Raw genomic sequence first — 18494 nt, forward strand, 5'->3', positions numbered from 1 at the left:
CGACCTTCCTTCCCGCACAGCTCTATAGCTGTCTATTCCTATCTATCCTATAGGAAAATGCTTATTATACATCAGACTATCATAAAAGTCAATAAAAACATTGAGTTTTGGGACAAGCTGTAGTATCCTGAGGAAGACTTAAATTTGGGAGGAGATGGAATCATGGAAAAGGACATGAACATGATGATGAACATGAACATGATGATGATGATGAACATGTGTATGGAGGAAATGATGTGCAAGATGAACTCCATGCAGATGATGATGGATTGTATGAAGTCCATGAATATGGAAGGTATGGACATGGAGATGATGATGTCCAAAATGCAGGAGTGCGACGAGAAGATGACGATGATGATGAATATGATGAGTGAGATGAAACAAACTTCGATGTAATCGATGCTGCGTGATTCGTTCTTATTCTGCCGGGCGATTCGGCAGGCGTATTCATCAGGCGGAGCAGACCACTGCATGCCTGATTTTTTTATGCGCATTTTCCCCGATTGGTGAGTTTCCCCAAACTGTGTGTTTCTACACATTAACCTTTCCGCAAGGCCAAGCCGATTTTGACCCGCTCGGATTTCAATTCCAGAATCTGCTCCAACAAACGTTGTTTCAAATCCTCATGACTGGTATGAACTTGCTTGTACAAGGCCAGCATCTTGCGGTTGATTTCGTCAAAGGAGCGCCAAAGCTGCTCACGAGTGGCGAGGTGAACTTCTTCCTTCACATGTGATTCCCGATCCTGCAGTTTGGCCAGCAATTCGTTGTACCAGGCTTGATCACCGATCTGGCTTGCATAGTTGAGCAGATCCAGATAATCATCCGTCCAGTTGCGTGCAATTGTGGTGTGGTGTGAAATCATATCCGTAATCTTCCTCTCTGCAAGTGTTATACCTAGTATTATACTCGGATTAGTGTATGATGGAACCCTTTTTCAAAAAAAATTGATTTTGGTACAATTATAGAAACGCTGATCGAGGGAGGAATTCGCCTGTACAAGCTGCTGGTGGTGGATGATGAGCATTATCACGTAGATGGACTGACGGAGCTGCTGCGGGCCCGGGAGCATGACCGTCTGGAGATATATGGTGCCTATTCGGCACAAGAGGCTATCGCTTGGATGGAAGGCATGAAGATCGATATTGTCATGTCGGACATTGCCATGCCCGGGATGGACGGATTGGAGCTGCAGCGGCAGATAGCCCGGTTATGGCCGCATTGCCGGGTTATTTTTCTTACGGGCTATACCGACTTCGAATATATTAAGAGCGCGATGAAGCTCGATGCCGTCGATTATTTGCTCAAGACGGAGGGAGAGGATACCATCCTCGAAGCGGTCGAGAAAGCAATTGCGAGCCTGGAGCAACAGAGCCGCTCCGGCGATGCGCTGCGCCGGGCAGAGCAGCAGCTGCACGCGATGCGGCCGGTGCTGCAGCGCGAATATATGCTCAGCTTGCTGGATCAGACGGCAGACACCTCTATCGACCGGCTCGCAGCCGGCTTCTCGGAGTGGCAGCTGCCGCTGACGGCGGAACAGCCAGTCCTGCTGCTGTATGGTGAACTCGGTGGATCAGAGATGGGGGAGGAGGACCTGGCCTCGCGCTCCCTGATGCGCTTTGCCGCCCAGAACATATCGCAAGAAATTCTTGGCCGCGAAGCCCGGGTCTACTGTTGTGCTCTGGAGCGAGACCGCATGATCTGGTTCATTCAGCCGGAAGATCCGCCAGAGGGCGCTGCTGCCGAAGCGGCTGTCTGGGAGAGGCTGATCCGCCTGGTCCATGGCAGTCTCGAGACCGTGCAGTCGACCTGCCGTCAGCTGCTCAAGCGATCGCTGCGCATGGCTTCGGATCAGGAAGCCGTTCCTTGGCCGCGTGTAAGCGAGCGCTTCGAGCATCTGAAGCTGCAATACAGCCGCGGACGGAGCAGCTTGGGGGAGGACCTGCTGATGGTGGCCGAGCGGCAGCCGGATATTCCCAACGCAGAGCAACTGAGGCATAGCTGGCGGCGCGAGCTGGATCGGCTCGGCGAGCTGCTGTACAGCGGTGAGACAACGATCTATCTGGCACGCTATTATGATCTAATGGCCGGCGTCCGGGAAGCATCGGAGCTCTACCCCGCGCTGCGCAAGCTTGTCTATTATGGTCTGGTGCATCTGGTGCTTGGCTTCGTGGATGCGCAGCGGCTGGAGGAGAAGGCAGCGGAGCGGGAGGATTATGACCGCTTGACGCGTTACGACGCCCATCACTCCTGGGAGGAGGCAACAGTGTATCTCGCCGAGCTGGCGGAATGGCTGCATTCGGTGCGCGAGGAGAGCCAGCAGAAGCAGGAGGAGCAGCTGATCGCGACCATTCATGCGTATGTACAGCAGCATCTGGATGGGGATCTGTCACTGGTCCGGCTTGGCGAGGTGGTGTCGCTCAGCCCGGTATACCTATCCCGGGTGTACAAGCAGCTCACTGGTCACAACCTGACCGAGCATATTCTGGAGATGAAGCTGGAGCGGGCCAAGCAGCTGTTGTCCGGCTCGGAGCAGCTGATTCAGGATATTACGCGAGAGGTCGGCTTCGAGTCGCCGGCGTATTTTACCCGCTTCTTCCGCAAATACACCGGCATTTCCCCACAGCAGTATCGGGATAGCTGGAAGTAGACCGCTGAATCACTGCTTGCTGGGATCATACTCGAACCCTGGATAGGTAACAACCGGCCATTTGACCTTGCGCAGCTTGTCGAGCACGTCCGCTCCGATATGCAGATTGCTGCCAACCAGCTCGGACGGGGTCAGCGCCAGCCACTGGTTGAGCGAGACATCCTGGAAGCGGTCGCTTTTGAACATCTCGAGGAACCAGACGGTCTCTGAACCGGTGTTCTGTACATAATGCCCTTGCGCAAACGGCACATAACCGACGTCACCTGCCCGGTAATCGAACGTCCGCGCCGAGCCATCGCCGCCGAAGACGGTCATCCGCGCCTGGCCGGTCAGATAATATTGCCATTCGTCATTATTGGGATGCCAGTGCAGCTCCCGCATCGCCCCGGGTTGAATCTCGACAAGCGCAGCCGCAATTGTTCGGGAGATCGGGAAGTTGGTAGAGTCGACGATCCGGACGCTGCCACCTGGTGTTCGCAGAGGCGGCTGCGCCAGCAACCTGTGCGTGAAGCCCAGCGGCACCGATCCATATGGCGACTCGACCCGCTGGGTTTCGATCGGACCGGGTATCTTGTCCTGATAGATGTACACCTGCTCGCTCGGTATATCTCGGAAGGCTTCCTGAGGCACGCCAAAGTTCGCCGAGAGCACCTCTGGCGGTGTATGGGCGAACCAATCGGAGAGCGACAGCGTGTTCAGATCGGAGAAGCTGCCGTCATCGAAGACGAGCAGAAACTCACAGCCCTCCTCCAGCCCTTGAATAGAGTGCGGAATACCTGGGGGAAAATACCATAGATCGCCAGGTCCGACATCGGCGATGAAATTGCGCCCGTACTGGTCCACCGCCGTAATTCTTGCCCGTCCAATCAGCATGTACGCCCATTCCGCTTGCTGGTGCCAATGAAGCTCGCGGACGCCCCCCGGCGTAAGGCTCATGTTGACACCGGCGAGCGTTTTTGCGATGGGCAGCTCACGCACGGTAATTTCGCGGGACCAGCCGCCGTGATTGAGCTGCATGTGCGCGTCCGAGAACGAATAGCGGAGGTTGGGGATAAGACCTGCATCCGTCTGGGGAGGGACAAGCAGATTAGGGTTTTGGCGGTCGCGCATAATGTCCCGTGGCCCCCGGTCCACGCCGCCTGCACCATCGCTGCGGATAGGCTGGGGGATCGGGCTGGCGGATTGCGGATTGCGATGGTTGCTATCCATTCGATTTGCTCCTCTCTGTACTGTCACTTTCAACCATACAACCATACCTATGAAGCGGCGGACTTGACCTATACCCCGTGGGCAGGTAGACAAAAGTCAAGCCGGGTTGAAATTGGATTATTGCCGCCTTGCCGGAACCCTTCGTATAATGGAGGCAATCACACGAGAACGGGGGATCCCAATGACACAAGCAGTGCAGCCGCTGGCGGTGAGCCGGTGCGGACGATATCTGGAGCGGGCAGACGGTTCAGCCTTTTTCTGGTTGGGTGATACAGCGTGGGAGCTATTCCACAAGCTGACCCGCGAGGAGGCGCAGGTCTATCTCGATATCCGGGCCGAGCAGGGCTTCACCGTCATCCAGGCGGTGGCGCTTGCTGAGCTGGACGGCCTTCAGACACCTAACGCTTATGGGAGGCTGCCGTTTCAAATAGTTGAGAGCGCTACCACCACCCAGGAGACGGAAGACGTTGATGCGCAAGAGACTGGATCCCATGCTGCGCCCAGCCTGCTCATTCCTGACACGGACGGACCGTATTCCTATTGGGATCATGTCGATGCCATCGTCTCTCTGGCGGCCGAGCGGGGGCTCTACATCGCATTGCTGCCGACATGGGGAGATAAATTCAACCGCAAGTGGGGGCTTGGTCCGGAAGTGTTCGCGCCAGAGAATGCCGCTTACTATGGGAATTGGCTGGGCGAACGATACCGCAGTCAGACGAATGTGATCTGGGTGCTGGGCGGCGATCGTCCACTGGAGAGCGAGCAGCACTGCGCGATTGTAGATGCCATGGCTGCCGGATTGAAGGAAGGGGACGGAGGGAGTCATCTGATGTCATTCCATCCGCCGGGGGCTGCCTCTTCAGCTGATCATGTGCATGATCGCCCATGGGTGGACTTTCATATGATTCAGTCAGGTCATGGGGAAGCCGAGATTACCAACTACCGTCGGATAGAGAGGGATTACTCGCTAACGCCGGTACGTCCGGTGCTGGATGCCGAGCCCTGCTACGAGGATCATCCCGTCGCTTTCCGACCGGAGAACGGCTATTTTGACGAGGCCGATGTGCGCCGAGCCGCCTATTATGCGATGCTCTCCGGCGCGTTTGGCCATACGTACGGCCATCACTCGGTCTGGCCGATGAGCGATGGCCTGTATGCTTCGGTGGCGTTTGACGAGCCGGGCGTGTACTTCATTATGTCTTGGAAGGAAGCGCTGCTGCGGCCAGGGGCCGAGCAGATGCGTCATCTGCGCAAGCTGCTGGAACGCCAGGTCTGGCCCCACTTGAAGCCGGATCAGGAGCTGCTGGCAGCCAATCTGGAGGGTGCAGCCTATTGCGTCGCCGCACGCTGCGGTAGCGAAGCGCTCATCTACAGCCCCCAAGGTCTGTATGTTGATGCCAGGCTGGATCGTCTCGGCAGCGGAGTGATTCAGGCGTCCTGGTATGACCCGCGCGATGGCAGCTGGTCAGAGACGGGGCAGCATGCCGCTAACGGCACAGTGCGCTTCTATGCGCCTACCAGCGGTCGGGGACAAGATTGGATACTCTGTCTGCGGAGGGAGGATGGCGAATGTACAAAGTAATCATTGTCGAGGATGAGATGCTGGTCCGCATTGGTCTGAAAAACTCCGTGGATTGGAGCCGTTACGGCATGGAGGTCATCGCTGATCTGCCCGACGGGCAAGCGGCTTGGGAGCTCTACGAGCGCGAGCGTCCGGATGTGATTATTACGGATATCCGGATGCCGCGTATGGACGGCATGGAGCTGATCGCCCATATCCGCAAGCAGGACAAGGAGACGCGGATCATCGTGCTCTCTTGCATGGAGGAGTTCGATCTGGCCCGCAAAGCGCTGGCGCTCGGTGTATCCAACTACATCGTCAAGCTGACCATGACGGAGGAGGAAATTGGCGGCGTGCTGGAGGAGGTGGCGGCGGAGCTTAGACAGCAGGAGCGTCCGGCAACGGCGGAGGAGCAGGAGCTCTCGACGGCCAATCTGACGTTGCTGAAGGAAAAGATGCTCAAGGACTTTATGTATTACGGCATCTTCTCGAGTGAAGAATTCGGAGCATTCGTCAAGCGTCATGGTCTGCGTCTGGAGCCCAGCCGATTGACGGCTGTTATCATGGAGATGGATCGCTATCCCCAGCTCAAGGCCAAGTTCAAGGACGAGCAGGGCCATCTGATTCAGATGACGCTCATGAACCTCCTTGCTGAGCTTACCCAGGGACACAAGCGCGGGGAGGTATTTCATCTCGATGAGAAGCATTATTTGCTGCTGCTGAGCTTCGGTGATCTGCCGTCAGAGCAGGCGATCCAGCAGGAGCTGCAGGTCGTGCTGCACCATATCGCCGCAACGATCCGTACGTATTTTAACGGCTCGGTCAGCTTCGGGATCAGCGGCGTGCTGGGCGGCTACCGCCAGCTGCCCAAGCTCTATGCCCAGGCGCAGCAGGCGCTTGAAGGCAAGTTCCTTACTGGCATCGGCCAGCTGCACTGGCCGGACCGCCAGCCCTCAGCGGAGCGGGTCACCGATCTGCTGTCCGAGCTGCGGATGCATGAGCCTCTTCTCCGTCTGCTCTCTCCGATGAAGCAGCAGGAATATGCCCATTACATTGACAGTCTCGAAGGTGGTCTGGAAGGTCCGCGCAAGCCGCTCGAAATCGTACTGCTCCAGCTCACCCAATGGCTAGGCACTGCGTTGTACGACAATGTGCCGGGGGAGAAGGCGCTGCTGGTTAGCATAACGGAGCAACTGGAGCAGTCCGATACGCTGCCGGATATGCTGGAGCTGATAAGCGGCTACGCCAGTGAGCTGGCCGAGCAGTCGCACAGTCAGCTGCATATGAGCGGTGAGATTACGAAGGCGATTCAATACATCAAGCAGCATTACACGCAGAATATCAGTCTTCAGATGGTAGCAGATCATGTGAATTTATCAGTGAGCTATCTGAGCAATCTGTTCAAAAAGGAGCTGCAAATCTCTTTTGTCGATTATCTGAACCGCTACCGGATTGAACGGGCCAAGGAGCTGCTCACCGGCTCCCAGCTGAAGTCGTATGACATCGCGGTACAGGTGGGCTTCTCGCCGGAGTATACGTACTTCAGCAAGGTGTTCAAGAAGGTAACGGGGCTGGGCCCCAATGAATACCGCAGGCAGTGGCTATCAGGAACGGGGAGCCCGCGATGAAGAAACTCGGCCGGTTCCAAAGCCTGCGCACGCAACTGATTATCAGCTTTATGGTAACGAGCCTGCTGGTGCTGCTGGCGGCTTCTTACTATATCTACTCGTACATGCAGGACATGATCCGAGACCAGAACGAGCGGTTTCTATACCAGCAGTTCCAACAGCTCGATCACAATGTTCATAGCTTGATCAATGATGTCGACCGGCTCTCCAGTCTGTTTCTGCGGGACGATGAGATGCAGGATCTGCTGGTTAATCTGAGGGACAAGAGCGAGCTGGAGTTTCTTGATTACAAGAATAGTCTGCATGCTCGCATTGCTACGTTCATCGACAACTACAGCTATGTGCATTCCATCTACCTGACGGCGGAGAACCAGGGCGTGGCAGGCGGCACGGGAATGACCACGCTGGTGCATTCGGATGCCGAGTGGAAGGAGCGTTTCTTCACCTCTGAGGCTTATCTTCGTTCGCAGGCTGAGTATCCCAAGCTGATTGTGGAGGGGGCCTTCCATGAGTCCTTTTATAATCCGTACAAAACCGCCGAGACCGGCGGTACCGTCATCTCGATGATGCGCGGCACCCGGGCAATTTACGACCCGCGCGTATCGGCGACGCTTATCTTCAATGTGGACGAGCGGTATTTTGCCTCCATCTATGCCAGCTCGCTCGATACGGAGGACGGCGACATGTATATAGTCAACGACGACGGCATGATCGTCTCCAGCAGCCGGCCGGAGCGGGTGGGCACCGCAAGCCCTTATCTGCCGCAGGAGCAGGGGGAGGCCGGAGATTACGGCAGTTATGATGCAACGGGCGAGCCGACGCCGGTACAGATCGTTTATTACAAGCTGCAGGACGCAGGCTGGTATGCGATGAAAGAGGTGCCGCTCAGTCTGTTCCGAGAACAGGTATACAGCATTCAGCGGATGATGATTCTGGTCTTCCTGATCAGCCTCTGTGTTATTTTTGCCACCACTTATGTCTGGCTTAAGAAGATGACTCGGCCGCTGCTTGACCTCTCCGACAAGATGAAGGATATGGGCCGGGGCGAGCTTGGCGTTACCTTCGATGAGGTACCGGACAATGAGCTGGGGACCGTGATCCGCCGGTTCAATGAGATGTCGCTCGGGATCGTGGATCTGGTGGAGAAGAATAATGCGATGCAGGAGCAGAAGCGGGAGCTGGAGATTGAGGCGCTGCAGTACCAGATTAATCCCCACTTTTTGTACAATACGCTGAATATGATCCGTTGGATGGCTTCGATGATCAAGGCAGACAATATCGTCAACAGCGTAGTCGCGCTCGGCAATATTTTGCGCCCGGCCTTCACGAGTAAGGATGCCATGTGCACGCTGGCGGACGAGCTCAAATATCTGGAGAATTACGTCAAAATCATCAACTGGCGCTTCAACAACAGTGTGGAGTTCGAGTTGGAAGTGGCGGATGACCATCTGGATTGCCAGGTGCCGCGTTTTATCCTGCAGCCGCTGGTGGAGAATGCCATCTCCGCCGCCAAGCAGGGGGCGGAATACGCCATCCGCATCCGCATTCGCACGGTAAGCGAGGGCGGTCTGCTGCGGATCAGTGTCATTGACTCCGGCGCTGGCCTCTCGGATGATCAGCTGGAGGAATTGAACCGCAGGCTGGATGCAGGGGAGCGTCGTGATGCGGCTGAGACGGGCGGCGACACGGTAGTCAGCGGCTCCAGCGGCAGCGGCATCGGCCTGCACAATGTCAACAAGCGCATCCGTTTGTACTTCGGCGATGCCTACGGCCTGCGCTTCGAGCCCCGCGAGCAGGGCGCCGAGGTCGTGGTCCGCCTGCCGGCGCTCCGCAAGGACGAGACGGTGAACCGGCCGTAACCAAAAGGCCTGTCCCATGAGTCCCCAATAAAAAGGGTGCACGAGAAACCATAGGTTCTCCGTCCACCCTTTTTTGTTGTAAACAATCAGCGGAACGACACATGCTGGGACGCTAACGGACACCACAGCCGCTATTTCGCCCAAATCGAGTCACTTTGAATTCTAACGGCCACCAGCGCAGTTATTGGAGGGGTTTCGAGCCTACAGTGGTCTGTTTGGCCACAATAGGCGCATATATGGCCGTTAGAAATGATGAGCTCCCTTTTTAGGGAAAATAAGCGTATATATGGCCGTTAACCGGGAGGACAGCAGTGAGGAGTTCAAGCAAATCGCAAAATCGTTCAACATGCTGCGGGACGCTGCAAGTCAGAGATAGATTATTCAATTGGATCGGTAGATCGTTCATTTTATGGAGTGGGCCGGGGCAGTAAGATGAGAGTATAAATCAGCACCAAGAAGAGGAGTCAAGCGATGGAGACAGCCTACGAAACCAAAAAGCAATCCCCGGCCAAAGCGGCTCCGAAGGTTAAACGCCGCAAAACCGGCACCTTTCGGCGAGACGGCATCAAGCTGCTGCTGATGGCCATCCCGTTTGTTCTGCTTGCCTTTGCCTTTCACTACGTCCCGCTCTTCGGGTGGATCTACGCCTTCTTCGATTACCGGCCCGGCATCCCGCTCTCGCAGGCGGAATTCACCGGTCTGGCAACGTTCCGGGCGATGCTCTCGGATCCCGAGATGCTGCGGGTACTCACCAATACGCTGGCACTTAGCTTCCTGGCGATTCTGACAGCACCGCTGCCTCTGATTCTGGCCATCCTGGTCTCCGAGGTCAAGGTCGAATGGTTCAAACGGCTCGTCCAGACGACATCGACACTGCCCAACTACATCAGTTGGATCATCGTGTTCTCTCTGGCGTTCAGTATGCTCAGCTCGGAGGGAGCGCTCAATCAGATTCTCATGAATCTGGGCATTATCAACGAGCCGCTGAATATTCTCGGTAACTCCGACCGTGTCTGGTCGGTACAGACGATGCTGCTGGTCTGGAAGACGGTCGGCTGGAGCGCCATTATTTATCTGGCTGCAATCGTCAGCATCGACAGCGAGCAGTACGATGCCGCCAAGGTGGATGGCGCCGGTCGCTTCCGCAGCATTTGGCACATCACCATTCCAAGCATTATGCCGACGTTCCTTGTTCTGCTCTTGCTGTCCATCAGTAACCTGCTCTCGGCAGGCTTTGAGCAATACCTGGTCTTCACCAACGTCATGGTCGCCGATCGTATCGAGGTGCTGGATCTGTATGTGTACCGTCTCGGTCTGGTCCTGCGGGATTACCCGTATTCGACAGCGGTCGGAATCTTCAAGTCCGTCATCAGCGTCTTGCTGCTGTTCATGGTCAACGGACTGTCCAAACGCATAAGAGGCGAGAGCATCATCTGATGAGCCAGGAGAAGGAGTGAGCAAGTCATGGTCAGAAAAATGTCCGTTCCCGATATGATGTTCAGCGTCGCCAATTATCTGTTCCTGTCGCTGCTGGTCATCGTAACCATTTATCCGTTCTATTATATCTTCATTTATTCCATCAGTGATTCGTTCGAAGCGCAGAAGGGGGTCTACCTCTGGCCAGCCGGCTTCTCCCTGGAGAGCTACAAGACGACGATTGGCCTGCGGGGGCTGCCGGATGCGGCGCTGGTATCGCTGATGCGGACGGTGCTGGGTACCATTATCACGGTGCTGAGCTGTTCGTTCTTCGCCTACTTGATTACCAAGCACGAGATGCCGCTGCGCCGGCTGATTTACCGGTTCGTGCTGATTACGATGTATTTCAATGCGGGCTTCATTCCGTGGTATCTGACGATGCGGGCATACGGGCTGCAAAATAACTTCCTGCTCTATATCCTGCCGACCGCATTGACCGGGTTCTATGTCATCCTGATCAAGACGTTCATTGAGCAGCTGCCGCAGTCGCTGGAAGAATCAGCGAAGATCGACGGCGCAGGGTACTTCACCATTTTCACCCGCATCATCTTCCCGCTGTCGATGCCAATTATCGCGACCATCGCGGTGTTCGCTGCAGTAGCGCAATGGAACACCTGGTTCGATAACTTCTTTCTTGTCGAGGATCCGAAGCTGCAGACGCTGCAGCTGGTACTGTACAACTTCCTCAATCAGTCCAACAGTATCGCCAACATGACGACGCAGGAAATGACGCAAAATGCGGAGGCGCGCACGATGACGCCACAGTCGATCCGCATGACGATTACGATGCTCGTCACTTTACCGATCGTTCTGGTGTACCCGCTGCTGCAGCGCTTCTTCGTCAAAGGCATTATGATGGGTGCGGTCAAGGGTTAGGCAGAATTATCCAGCCCGGCGTCCGGAGAAAAGACTGGGCAACGCGCTGATAATTATATACGATGATAGTATCCATGGGAGGTTACACGAATGAGAAAAAGAGGGCTCAAACGATCTGCCGCAATGATGATGCTGATCCTGGCCATGCTGGCGTCCGCTTGCTCTGGCAACAACACCAACAATGCGCCGAACACGGGAACCACCGAGACGCCAGGCACCGAGAACACAGGCGCAGAAACGCCGCAGGAGCTCACTACACTGCGCGTATTGGTTGTCGAGCCAGGTACCAAATGGAACACGTATCCTGATAGCGCGATTGCACAGGAGATCGCCCGCAAAGTCGGCGTCAAAATCGAATACGTCGAAGCGGATGACAACAAATTCAACGTGATGCTTGCTGGCGGCGATCTGCCGGACATTGTCCGCGCTGACCCGAATAAATATGCCAAGCAGCTCATCGACGGCAACCTGATTATTCCGATGGATGACCTGTTGGCTGAGCATGGCGGCGACATTACTGCCAATGTGCCAGGCGTAATCGAGTATGGCAAGCAGAACTGGAGTGCCGGGCAGGGCAAGGTTTTCTTCCTGCCGCCACAGGTTCAAGCCAAGCCGAGCCCGGTTGCCAAGACAATGACGATCGGCCCGACGATCCGTTGGGAATACTATAAAGAAATCGGCACGCCTGAAATCAAGAACTCGGATGATCTCCTGAATGTCTTGGAGCAGATTGTCGAGAAGCATCCGACCACCGAGGACGGCAAGAAAATCTATGGCGTGTCCATGTGGCAGGACTGGGGTCTGTGGCCGTACAACATTCCGTTCGTATTTGACACCCAGCAGCTCGCTGCCAACACCGACATTATGGTGAAGGAAGAAGGGGCAGACAACTACATTAATTTCCTGACCAATGAGACGTCCTCATTCTGGAAGGCAATGGACTTCTACAATCAGGCTCATCTGCGCGGCTTGCTCGACCCGGATGCGCTGACCATGAAGCACAATGACTATCTGGCCAAAGCAACCGCAGGGCAATTCGTCGTCGGACCGGCAACCTGGGCTATGGGCGACTTTAATTCGCAGAATGCCAAGGATGGCAACGGGTATGTCGTCATCCCGGCCGGCAAGCTGCTGTGGAGCGGCGGCGTTGGGCCACTGGGCTGGGCGGACAAGAGCTATGCGATCTCCAAGAGCTCGAAGAACCCGGAGAAAGCGATGGAGTTCCTGAACTACCTGTACTCGTATGAAGGTGCACGCTCTATGTACAGCGGTATCGAAGGCGAGCATTGGGAAATGGTAGACGGCAAGCCGGTATTGAAAGACGAGACGTTTGCACTCAAAACCGAGGGCGGAGCCGCATGGGAATCCACAGGCATCGCACTGGACCGCAACCTGATTGGCCTGGGTTCGAGCGCTGAGGACCCTGCCACAGGTACGCCTGTCGATCTGTTCACGACCGTCGATGCATTGGCGAAGAACGTGACTGCCCTCGAAAAAGACTTCAGCGAACACTTTGGCGCATCCTATCCTGGTGAAGTGGTGCAAAAACTCGTAGAAGCGGGCACATATAATGATTTCAGCACGCCTTATCAGGGCCTCAGCGACGATGAGATTGTGGCCCGGGCGACAATTGTGACCCCGATTCTGGATGAAGAGCTGACCAAGATCGAAGCCCAGCTCAAGGAGCTCGGCGCTCGTCATGCGGCACGGATTATCCTCTCCAAGAATGAGGCGGAGTTCGAGAAGAACAAGCAAGACGCGATCAAGGCATTTACGGATGCAGGCGCAGAGAAAATTACCGAGTACTATACAGCGGCCTATACGGCTGCCAAAGAAGCAGCTGGCGTGAAATAAGCCTGCACGATAAGTTGCAAAAAAGACGATGTCAGGGAACTCCTGCATCGTCTTTTTTTTATGCACCCAAGACAAGGCAAGCCCATCTCAAAATCGTTCAAGCTGCCAAGCGGGACGCAGGGAATCGTTCAAGGGATTCGTTAGATCATTCATGGCTCAGCACTGGAAATCCATTATGCTGAAAGAGGGCCAATTACATCAGGAAAGGAAGTTGCCGCACAGGGCTTCAAGCGCAAGCAGATAAGCATGAGGGGGTGTCTGACGGTCAAAGGGCCGAAGCGATTTACACGAGAACTGCCAAATCATCGTCCATGAAGGAGAGGATTGAATCCATGTTCAAGACGACCAAACGGTTGACGGCTATGGCCAGCTCCATTGCCTTACTCGCTACGCTGGCACTGCCGCCTGGCGACGTAGTTATGCCGAGCGCCTCGGCAGAGGAAGCAAGTGGTGCCTATACGATTAATATTGATACAGATACAGTCATTAACGAGAATTTTCTCGGCGTTGGCGTGAATATCATCCCGGGTAACCTGATGCCGCTCTCGACCGGTTACGGCTACGAGCAGCCGCACTGGGAGATCGATCGCAAGCGCATCCGCACGATTCGTCCCAAGGTCGCCAGGGTCTGGTTTCAAGTCGACTGGGTGGAGCCTGAGAAGGGGGTTTATACTTGGGACAGCGACAAAATGAAAGCGTTTTACCCCTATTTGGATGCGCTGAAAGAAGCCGGAACCGAGATTGAGTTCAACTTCGGCTGGAAAAACGGCAGCGCCATCCACGACTGGTTCGGCATCCCTGGGGTGGATCCGTATATCAGCGCTCCGGCGGATCTGGATGCTTTTGCTCGTACAGCCTCCGCTACGCTGCAGGAGCTGATCGACAACCGCGGGTACGACAATATCAAGTATCTGACGTTCTACAATGAGCCCAATGGCAACTGGGATTATGAGACGGGTGGAACGCAGGCCTACGAGATGCAGTACTACGCTGATATGCTGATCCGGGTGAGTGAGCAGCTCGAGACCGACAATATGCGGGACCGCATCGAAATCTGGGCACCGGAGGAGACAGGAGCCCCGGCTTGGACCGCGTTCATGCATGACTATGCCGACGAGCATATTGATGGCTACAGCTTTCACGTCTACGGCTCCTCCCACGAGGAGCTCGGACAAGTCATTGCGGAGCGGCGCAACGCCGTCGGCGACAAGCCGATCCACATGACCGAGTTCGGCTGGTCTGCCGACGATATGAGTGGCTGGGATGCCGGGTTCGCCAACCATGTGATCCGGGCGGCCAATGAAGGCCTCAAGTCCGCTCTCGTCTGGCAGCTGCACGGCGTCTGGCTCAATGATCCGGACGGGGACACGAACGGCAACTATACGATGTGGGACTCCATCATTCAGGGTCTGACACCGAAGCGTACCTACTATTCCGCCGGCTTGCTGTCCCGTTATGTGCCGGCGCACAGTGACGTGCTTGCTGTGGAGAGCGGCTCGCCTGACGTGCGGGCGGCAGCGTTCCGCACCGCAAGCGGCGACTATACCCTACTGGTGGAGAGCAAGGCGGGCGAGGCGAAGGAGTTGACCTTTGACTTCGGCGATACCGCGATCGGCAAGACCTTCACCAAGCATGTCTACCAGGACGATGTGCTGCGCGAAGGCAATGCCCTGCTGGCGCCAGCCTCGGGGAGCTTCTCGGCCTCATCCTCGTTCACAGATGCGACCATTGATGACGATTACAGTGTCATCATCTATACGACTGAAGCTGCTCACACGCAAGTAAAGATCGATCAGATCGAGCCTGTGGTGAACGGGGCGGATACGCTACAGATGTCCGCAGAAATCATTGACGGTAGCGGCGAAATCACGTGGAGCGTCGTCGGCGATCACAACAGCACCATTGATGCAGCGGGCTTGTACACCGCACCGGATGTGAGCACGCAAAAGCGGGTGGCTATCATGGCCGCGAGCGCGTCCCATCCAGAGGCCTATAATGTGGCCCTGGTCACTGTTAATCCGCGGCAAACCGCAGAGCGGGTGGATGCGCCGGTCTTCAGTCTCCCGTACGGTGTCTACCCTTCGGCAGAGGCTGTGACGGTAACGACCACCACACCGGATGCCGACATTTATTACACGATTGACGGCACGACGCCAACTACCGACTCGGAACGCTACACCAAGCCGGTCATTCTAACCAATGGCACGGTCCAGTTGTTCCAGGCCATTGCCGTCAAGCCGGGACTGGCAGATTCGGGGGTGACCCGGGCCTACTACCGGATCCAAGACATCAGCAATGCGCCGGACGGCTACAGCTTCTGTACGTATGAGAATGGCTATTGCGATTTTGAAGGCGAAGCGGTGGTTGCCTATGGGGCGGATGGATTGTTCAACTATGCCCTGTTGACGGGCGGCACAGCTTGCTCCAACGACGTGTTCGGCGATCCCAACCCCAATGCGGCCAAGCGCTGCTTCTATTCGCATGATATTCCAGATGAGCTGCCGCTCATTACATTCTATAATGCTGGGTTTGAGAAGCCCGAGGTCAGCACAGTCCGACAGGGACCGATGACCAACGGCTGGTCATTCAATGAGCGGGCAGGCGTGTTGACAGCGGTCAATGCTTTTGAGCCGCCACACCAGCCAGCAGGGCGTCAGGCCGCCTTCCTGAAGACGGATAGCGGGATCAATGGCGTAATCAGCCAGAAGATCAACTTCAAGCCAGGCACGTATGCGGTCAGCTTCATGGCGGCGAACCGAACGAGCTTCGGCGGCCAGCAGACCTTTGATGTGCTCTTCGACGATACCGTAATCGGTTCGTTTGCCCCTTCGGGAGTGTACACCTCGTTTTCTACAGCGAGCTTTGAGACAACGGGCGGTGTGCATACGATTGCCTTCGTAGCCACATCGGACACCGGTGACAATACAGCCTTTATTGATCAGGTCAAAATCGGACTGCCGCAGGCTCCGCAGCCACCGGCTTTCCTGAACAGCGGCTTTGAATCACCGGAGATCACAGTCTCCTGGGGTGTGCGGCCTGGACCGCTGACCGATGGCTGGAGCTTCAGCAGCAATGCAGGCGTGCAGCGGAATGGCTCGGCCTTTGGTGCAGCGAATGCGCCGGAAGGTGTGCAGACGGCGCTGCTCCAGACCAACGGCGGTGTGGCTGGCGCATTCCAGCAGGAGCTCAGCTTCCCGGCGGGCAGCTTCCGGTTAACCTTTGAGGCGGCCAAACGGGATTTTGGCGGCCAGCAGGCCTTTGATGTACTGCTTGGGGACACGGTTATCGGTTCCTATACGCCCGATTCCCTAGCGTTCAAGTCTTACCGTACCGATGTATTCGAGATCGCGGCACCGGGCAAGCATACGGTCCGCTTCCAGGCGACGACAACCACAGGCGATAATACGGCCTTTGTGGATGATGTGCAAGTGCATATCGTCGAGGCTGATGCTGACTCGACTGCGCTGCAAGCCAAAGTAACCGAGATTGAAGGCGAGCAGCTGGCGGCAGATGATTATGCCGCCACCACATGGGTGGCGCTTACGCAGGCACTGGATGATGCGCGGGCGTTGCTGACCCAGGGCGGCGCCTCCCAGGCCGAGCTGGACACGGCCCTGGCGGCACTTATTGCTGCCAGAGCAGATTTGGCGCCCTATGTGCCGGTGCTGGCTAACGGCGGCTTTGAGACCCCAGCCACGAACAGTGTGCGCAACGGTCCCATGACTCATGGCTGGACCTTCACGCCGACCGCAGGTGTGCAGCGGAATGGCTCGGCCTTCGGTGCGCCTGCTGCGCCGGAAGGCGTGCAGACCGCTCTGTTGCAGACCAAGAATGAGGCGCAGGCCGTTATTGCGCAGAGCGTGCGCTTCACGGCTGGCACGTACAAGATCGGCTTCCAGGCAGCCGGCCGCAGCTTCGGCGGTCAGCAGACGGTGGAGGTGCGCTTCAATGGTACGGTCATCGGCACGTTCAACCCGGCTGCAGCAGGGTTCGAGCCGTATGAGACGGACACCTTTACAGCCAGTAGCGGCCAGCATACGATCACCTTTGCCGCGGTTGGCGTGGGAGGGGACCGAACTGCCTTTATTGATGAAGTGGTGCTGGAGCAGGTACAGCAAACGGAACCGGAACCGGAGCCTGAACCAGAGCCTGAACCAACTGACGGTGCGACGGGCAAGCCCGGCCGGGCACAGCTGTCGGATAACAACGGTCATGATACGGGTCTAAGAGATGGTGATTACACGATTACGATGAATCTGTGGTGGGGCGACAATGCGAGCACCTATCGTTTGTATGAGAACGGAGAACTCATCGATACCATTAAGCTGAGTCCGGCTACGCCCGCTGCTCAGCGAGCGACGACTGATATTGTCGGACGTGTAAATGGGACGTATGTGTACACCTGTGAGCTGGAGAACCGTCACGGGATATCAGCCTGCGGTCAGCACACCGTCACGGTAAGCGATGCTTCGCCGGGCAAGCCTGTGCTCTCCCACAATAACTGGGACCGGGATGGCGAATATACGGTGACGATGAATCTGTGGTGGGGAACCAATGCTACGACCTACAAGCTCTATGAGAACGGAACGTTGATTGATACGCAGCAGCTGACTGCTGCCACCCCGCGAGCGCAATTAGCAGCTACTGCTGTGAGTGGACGCGCGCCAGGCATCTATGAATACACAGCCGAGCTAAGCAATGCGGCTGGTATCACTACCAGCCAGGTCATCAAGGTGACCGTCCAGTAAATAGAAGTTATCGACAGCAGACGAACATCACTTCTGCTCTAACGGCCATATATACGCTTATTTGCCCTGAAAAGGTAGCTCATCATTTCTAACGGCCATATATGCGCCTATTGTGGCCAAACAGACCGCTGGAGCCTCAAAAACCCTCCAATAACTGCGCTGGTGGCCGTTAGAATTCAAAGTGACTCGATTTGGGCGAAATAGCGGCTGTGGTGACCGTTACAAAATTTCTAATCGACACGCTCATGGTGTCCGTTAGAGCCCCAGCGCGCTTCGTTCCGTTGATTTTCAAAACAAAAAAGGGTTGGACGGAATACCTAACGGTTTCTCGTCCAACCTTTTTGTTTGGGGACTTATTGGATAGCCCCTTTTTTTTGTGCATTCCTATAACTAAGAAATTCACCCAGGCGGCCCAGGCGGCGGCCAGAGCATAGTTCAGGTTCAATTAGAGAATACGTCGCAAATATTCCGTTAAAATCCGTTATACATTTTCCTTACATTCTCAACAGTATCAAAAACCTGACTTTGCGCGGCAGATCACAAGCGATAATCTGTCGGACGTTTTCGATAGATTGTGGGATAGAATGCCCCCAACTAGTTCTTTATACTTAAATTATAGAGGTTGTTCACGAT

General features: G+C 55.8%; 11 protein-coding genes. 9 read left to right on the plus strand and 2 right to left on the minus strand.

Features of this window, described 5'->3' with window-relative positions; translation table 11 throughout:
- The first annotated feature begins 162 nt into the window (after positions 1-162).
- Complete coding sequence (locus tag F556_RS0116405; RefSeq protein ID WP_020618069.1) at positions 163-396, plus strand: hypothetical protein; 234 nt, start codon at positions 163-165, stop codon at positions 394-396.
- Between the two features lie 142 nt (positions 397-538).
- Here the strand turns inward: F556_RS0116405 and F556_RS0116410 are convergent, their stop codons facing one another.
- Positions 539-865 (minus strand): hypothetical protein, encoded by a 327-nt coding sequence (locus tag F556_RS0116410; protein WP_020618070.1) that lies wholly within the window; start codon positions 863-865, stop codon positions 539-541.
- Positions 866-1012: 147 nt separating this feature from the next.
- Between F556_RS0116410 and F556_RS0116415 the strand changes: the two genes are divergently transcribed.
- Positions 1013-2650 carry a response regulator gene (locus tag F556_RS0116415; protein ID WP_169447603.1) on the plus strand — a complete coding sequence of 546 codons (1638 nt, stop codon included), beginning with the start codon at positions 1013-1015 and terminating at the stop codon, positions 2648-2650.
- Between the two features lie 9 nt (positions 2651-2659).
- Here F556_RS0116415 and F556_RS0116420 read toward each other — a convergent pair whose 3' ends face one another.
- Positions 2660-3859: an oxalate decarboxylase family bicupin gene (locus F556_RS0116420; protein WP_020618072.1), complete on the minus strand. Its 1200-nt coding sequence runs from the start codon at positions 3857-3859 to the stop codon at positions 2660-2662.
- Between the two features lie 181 nt (positions 3860-4040).
- Between F556_RS0116420 and F556_RS0116425 the strand changes: the two genes are divergently transcribed.
- The 7 genes from F556_RS0116425 (at position 4041) to F556_RS38595 (ending at position 17861) form a co-directional block, all read left to right on the plus strand.
- On the plus strand, positions 4041-5441 hold the full coding sequence (locus F556_RS0116425; RefSeq protein WP_020618073.1) for a glycoside hydrolase family 140 protein: 1401 nt from the start codon (positions 4041-4043) through the stop codon (positions 5439-5441).
- Positions 5429-7048: a response regulator gene (locus F556_RS0116430; protein ID WP_020618074.1), complete on the plus strand. Its 1620-nt coding sequence runs from the start codon at positions 5429-5431 to the stop codon at positions 7046-7048. Before F556_RS0116425 ends, F556_RS0116430 begins: the two co-directional genes overlap by 13 nt.
- On the plus strand, positions 7045-8907 hold the full coding sequence (locus F556_RS0116435) for a cache domain-containing sensor histidine kinase (RefSeq protein ID WP_020618075.1): 1863 nt from the start codon (positions 7045-7047) through the stop codon (positions 8905-8907). The genes F556_RS0116430 and F556_RS0116435 overlap by 4 nt, the downstream gene beginning before the upstream one ends.
- Before the next feature lie 471 nt (positions 8908-9378).
- Positions 9379-10344 carry an ABC transporter permease gene (locus tag F556_RS0116440; RefSeq protein ID WP_020618076.1) on the plus strand — a complete coding sequence of 322 codons (966 nt, stop codon included), beginning with the start codon at positions 9379-9381 and terminating at the stop codon, positions 10342-10344.
- A gap of 27 nt (positions 10345-10371) precedes the next feature.
- Complete coding sequence (locus F556_RS0116445) at positions 10372-11259, plus strand: carbohydrate ABC transporter permease (protein WP_020618077.1); 888 nt, start codon at positions 10372-10374, stop codon at positions 11257-11259.
- Between the two features lie 90 nt (positions 11260-11349).
- Complete coding sequence (locus F556_RS0116450; RefSeq protein ID WP_020618078.1) at positions 11350-13113, plus strand: extracellular solute-binding protein; 1764 nt, start codon at positions 11350-11352, stop codon at positions 13111-13113.
- A gap of 311 nt (positions 13114-13424) precedes the next feature.
- Positions 13425-17861, plus strand: coding sequence for a chitobiase/beta-hexosaminidase C-terminal domain-containing protein (locus F556_RS38595; RefSeq protein WP_157272789.1), 4437 nt, complete (start codon positions 13425-13427; stop codon positions 17859-17861).
- Positions 17862-18494 lie beyond the last annotated feature (633 nt).

It is taken from the genome of Paenibacillus daejeonensis DSM 15491, from assembly GCF_000378385.1.
Lineage (GTDB): Bacteria > Bacillota > Bacilli > Paenibacillales > Paenibacillaceae > Paenibacillus_D > Paenibacillus_D daejeonensis.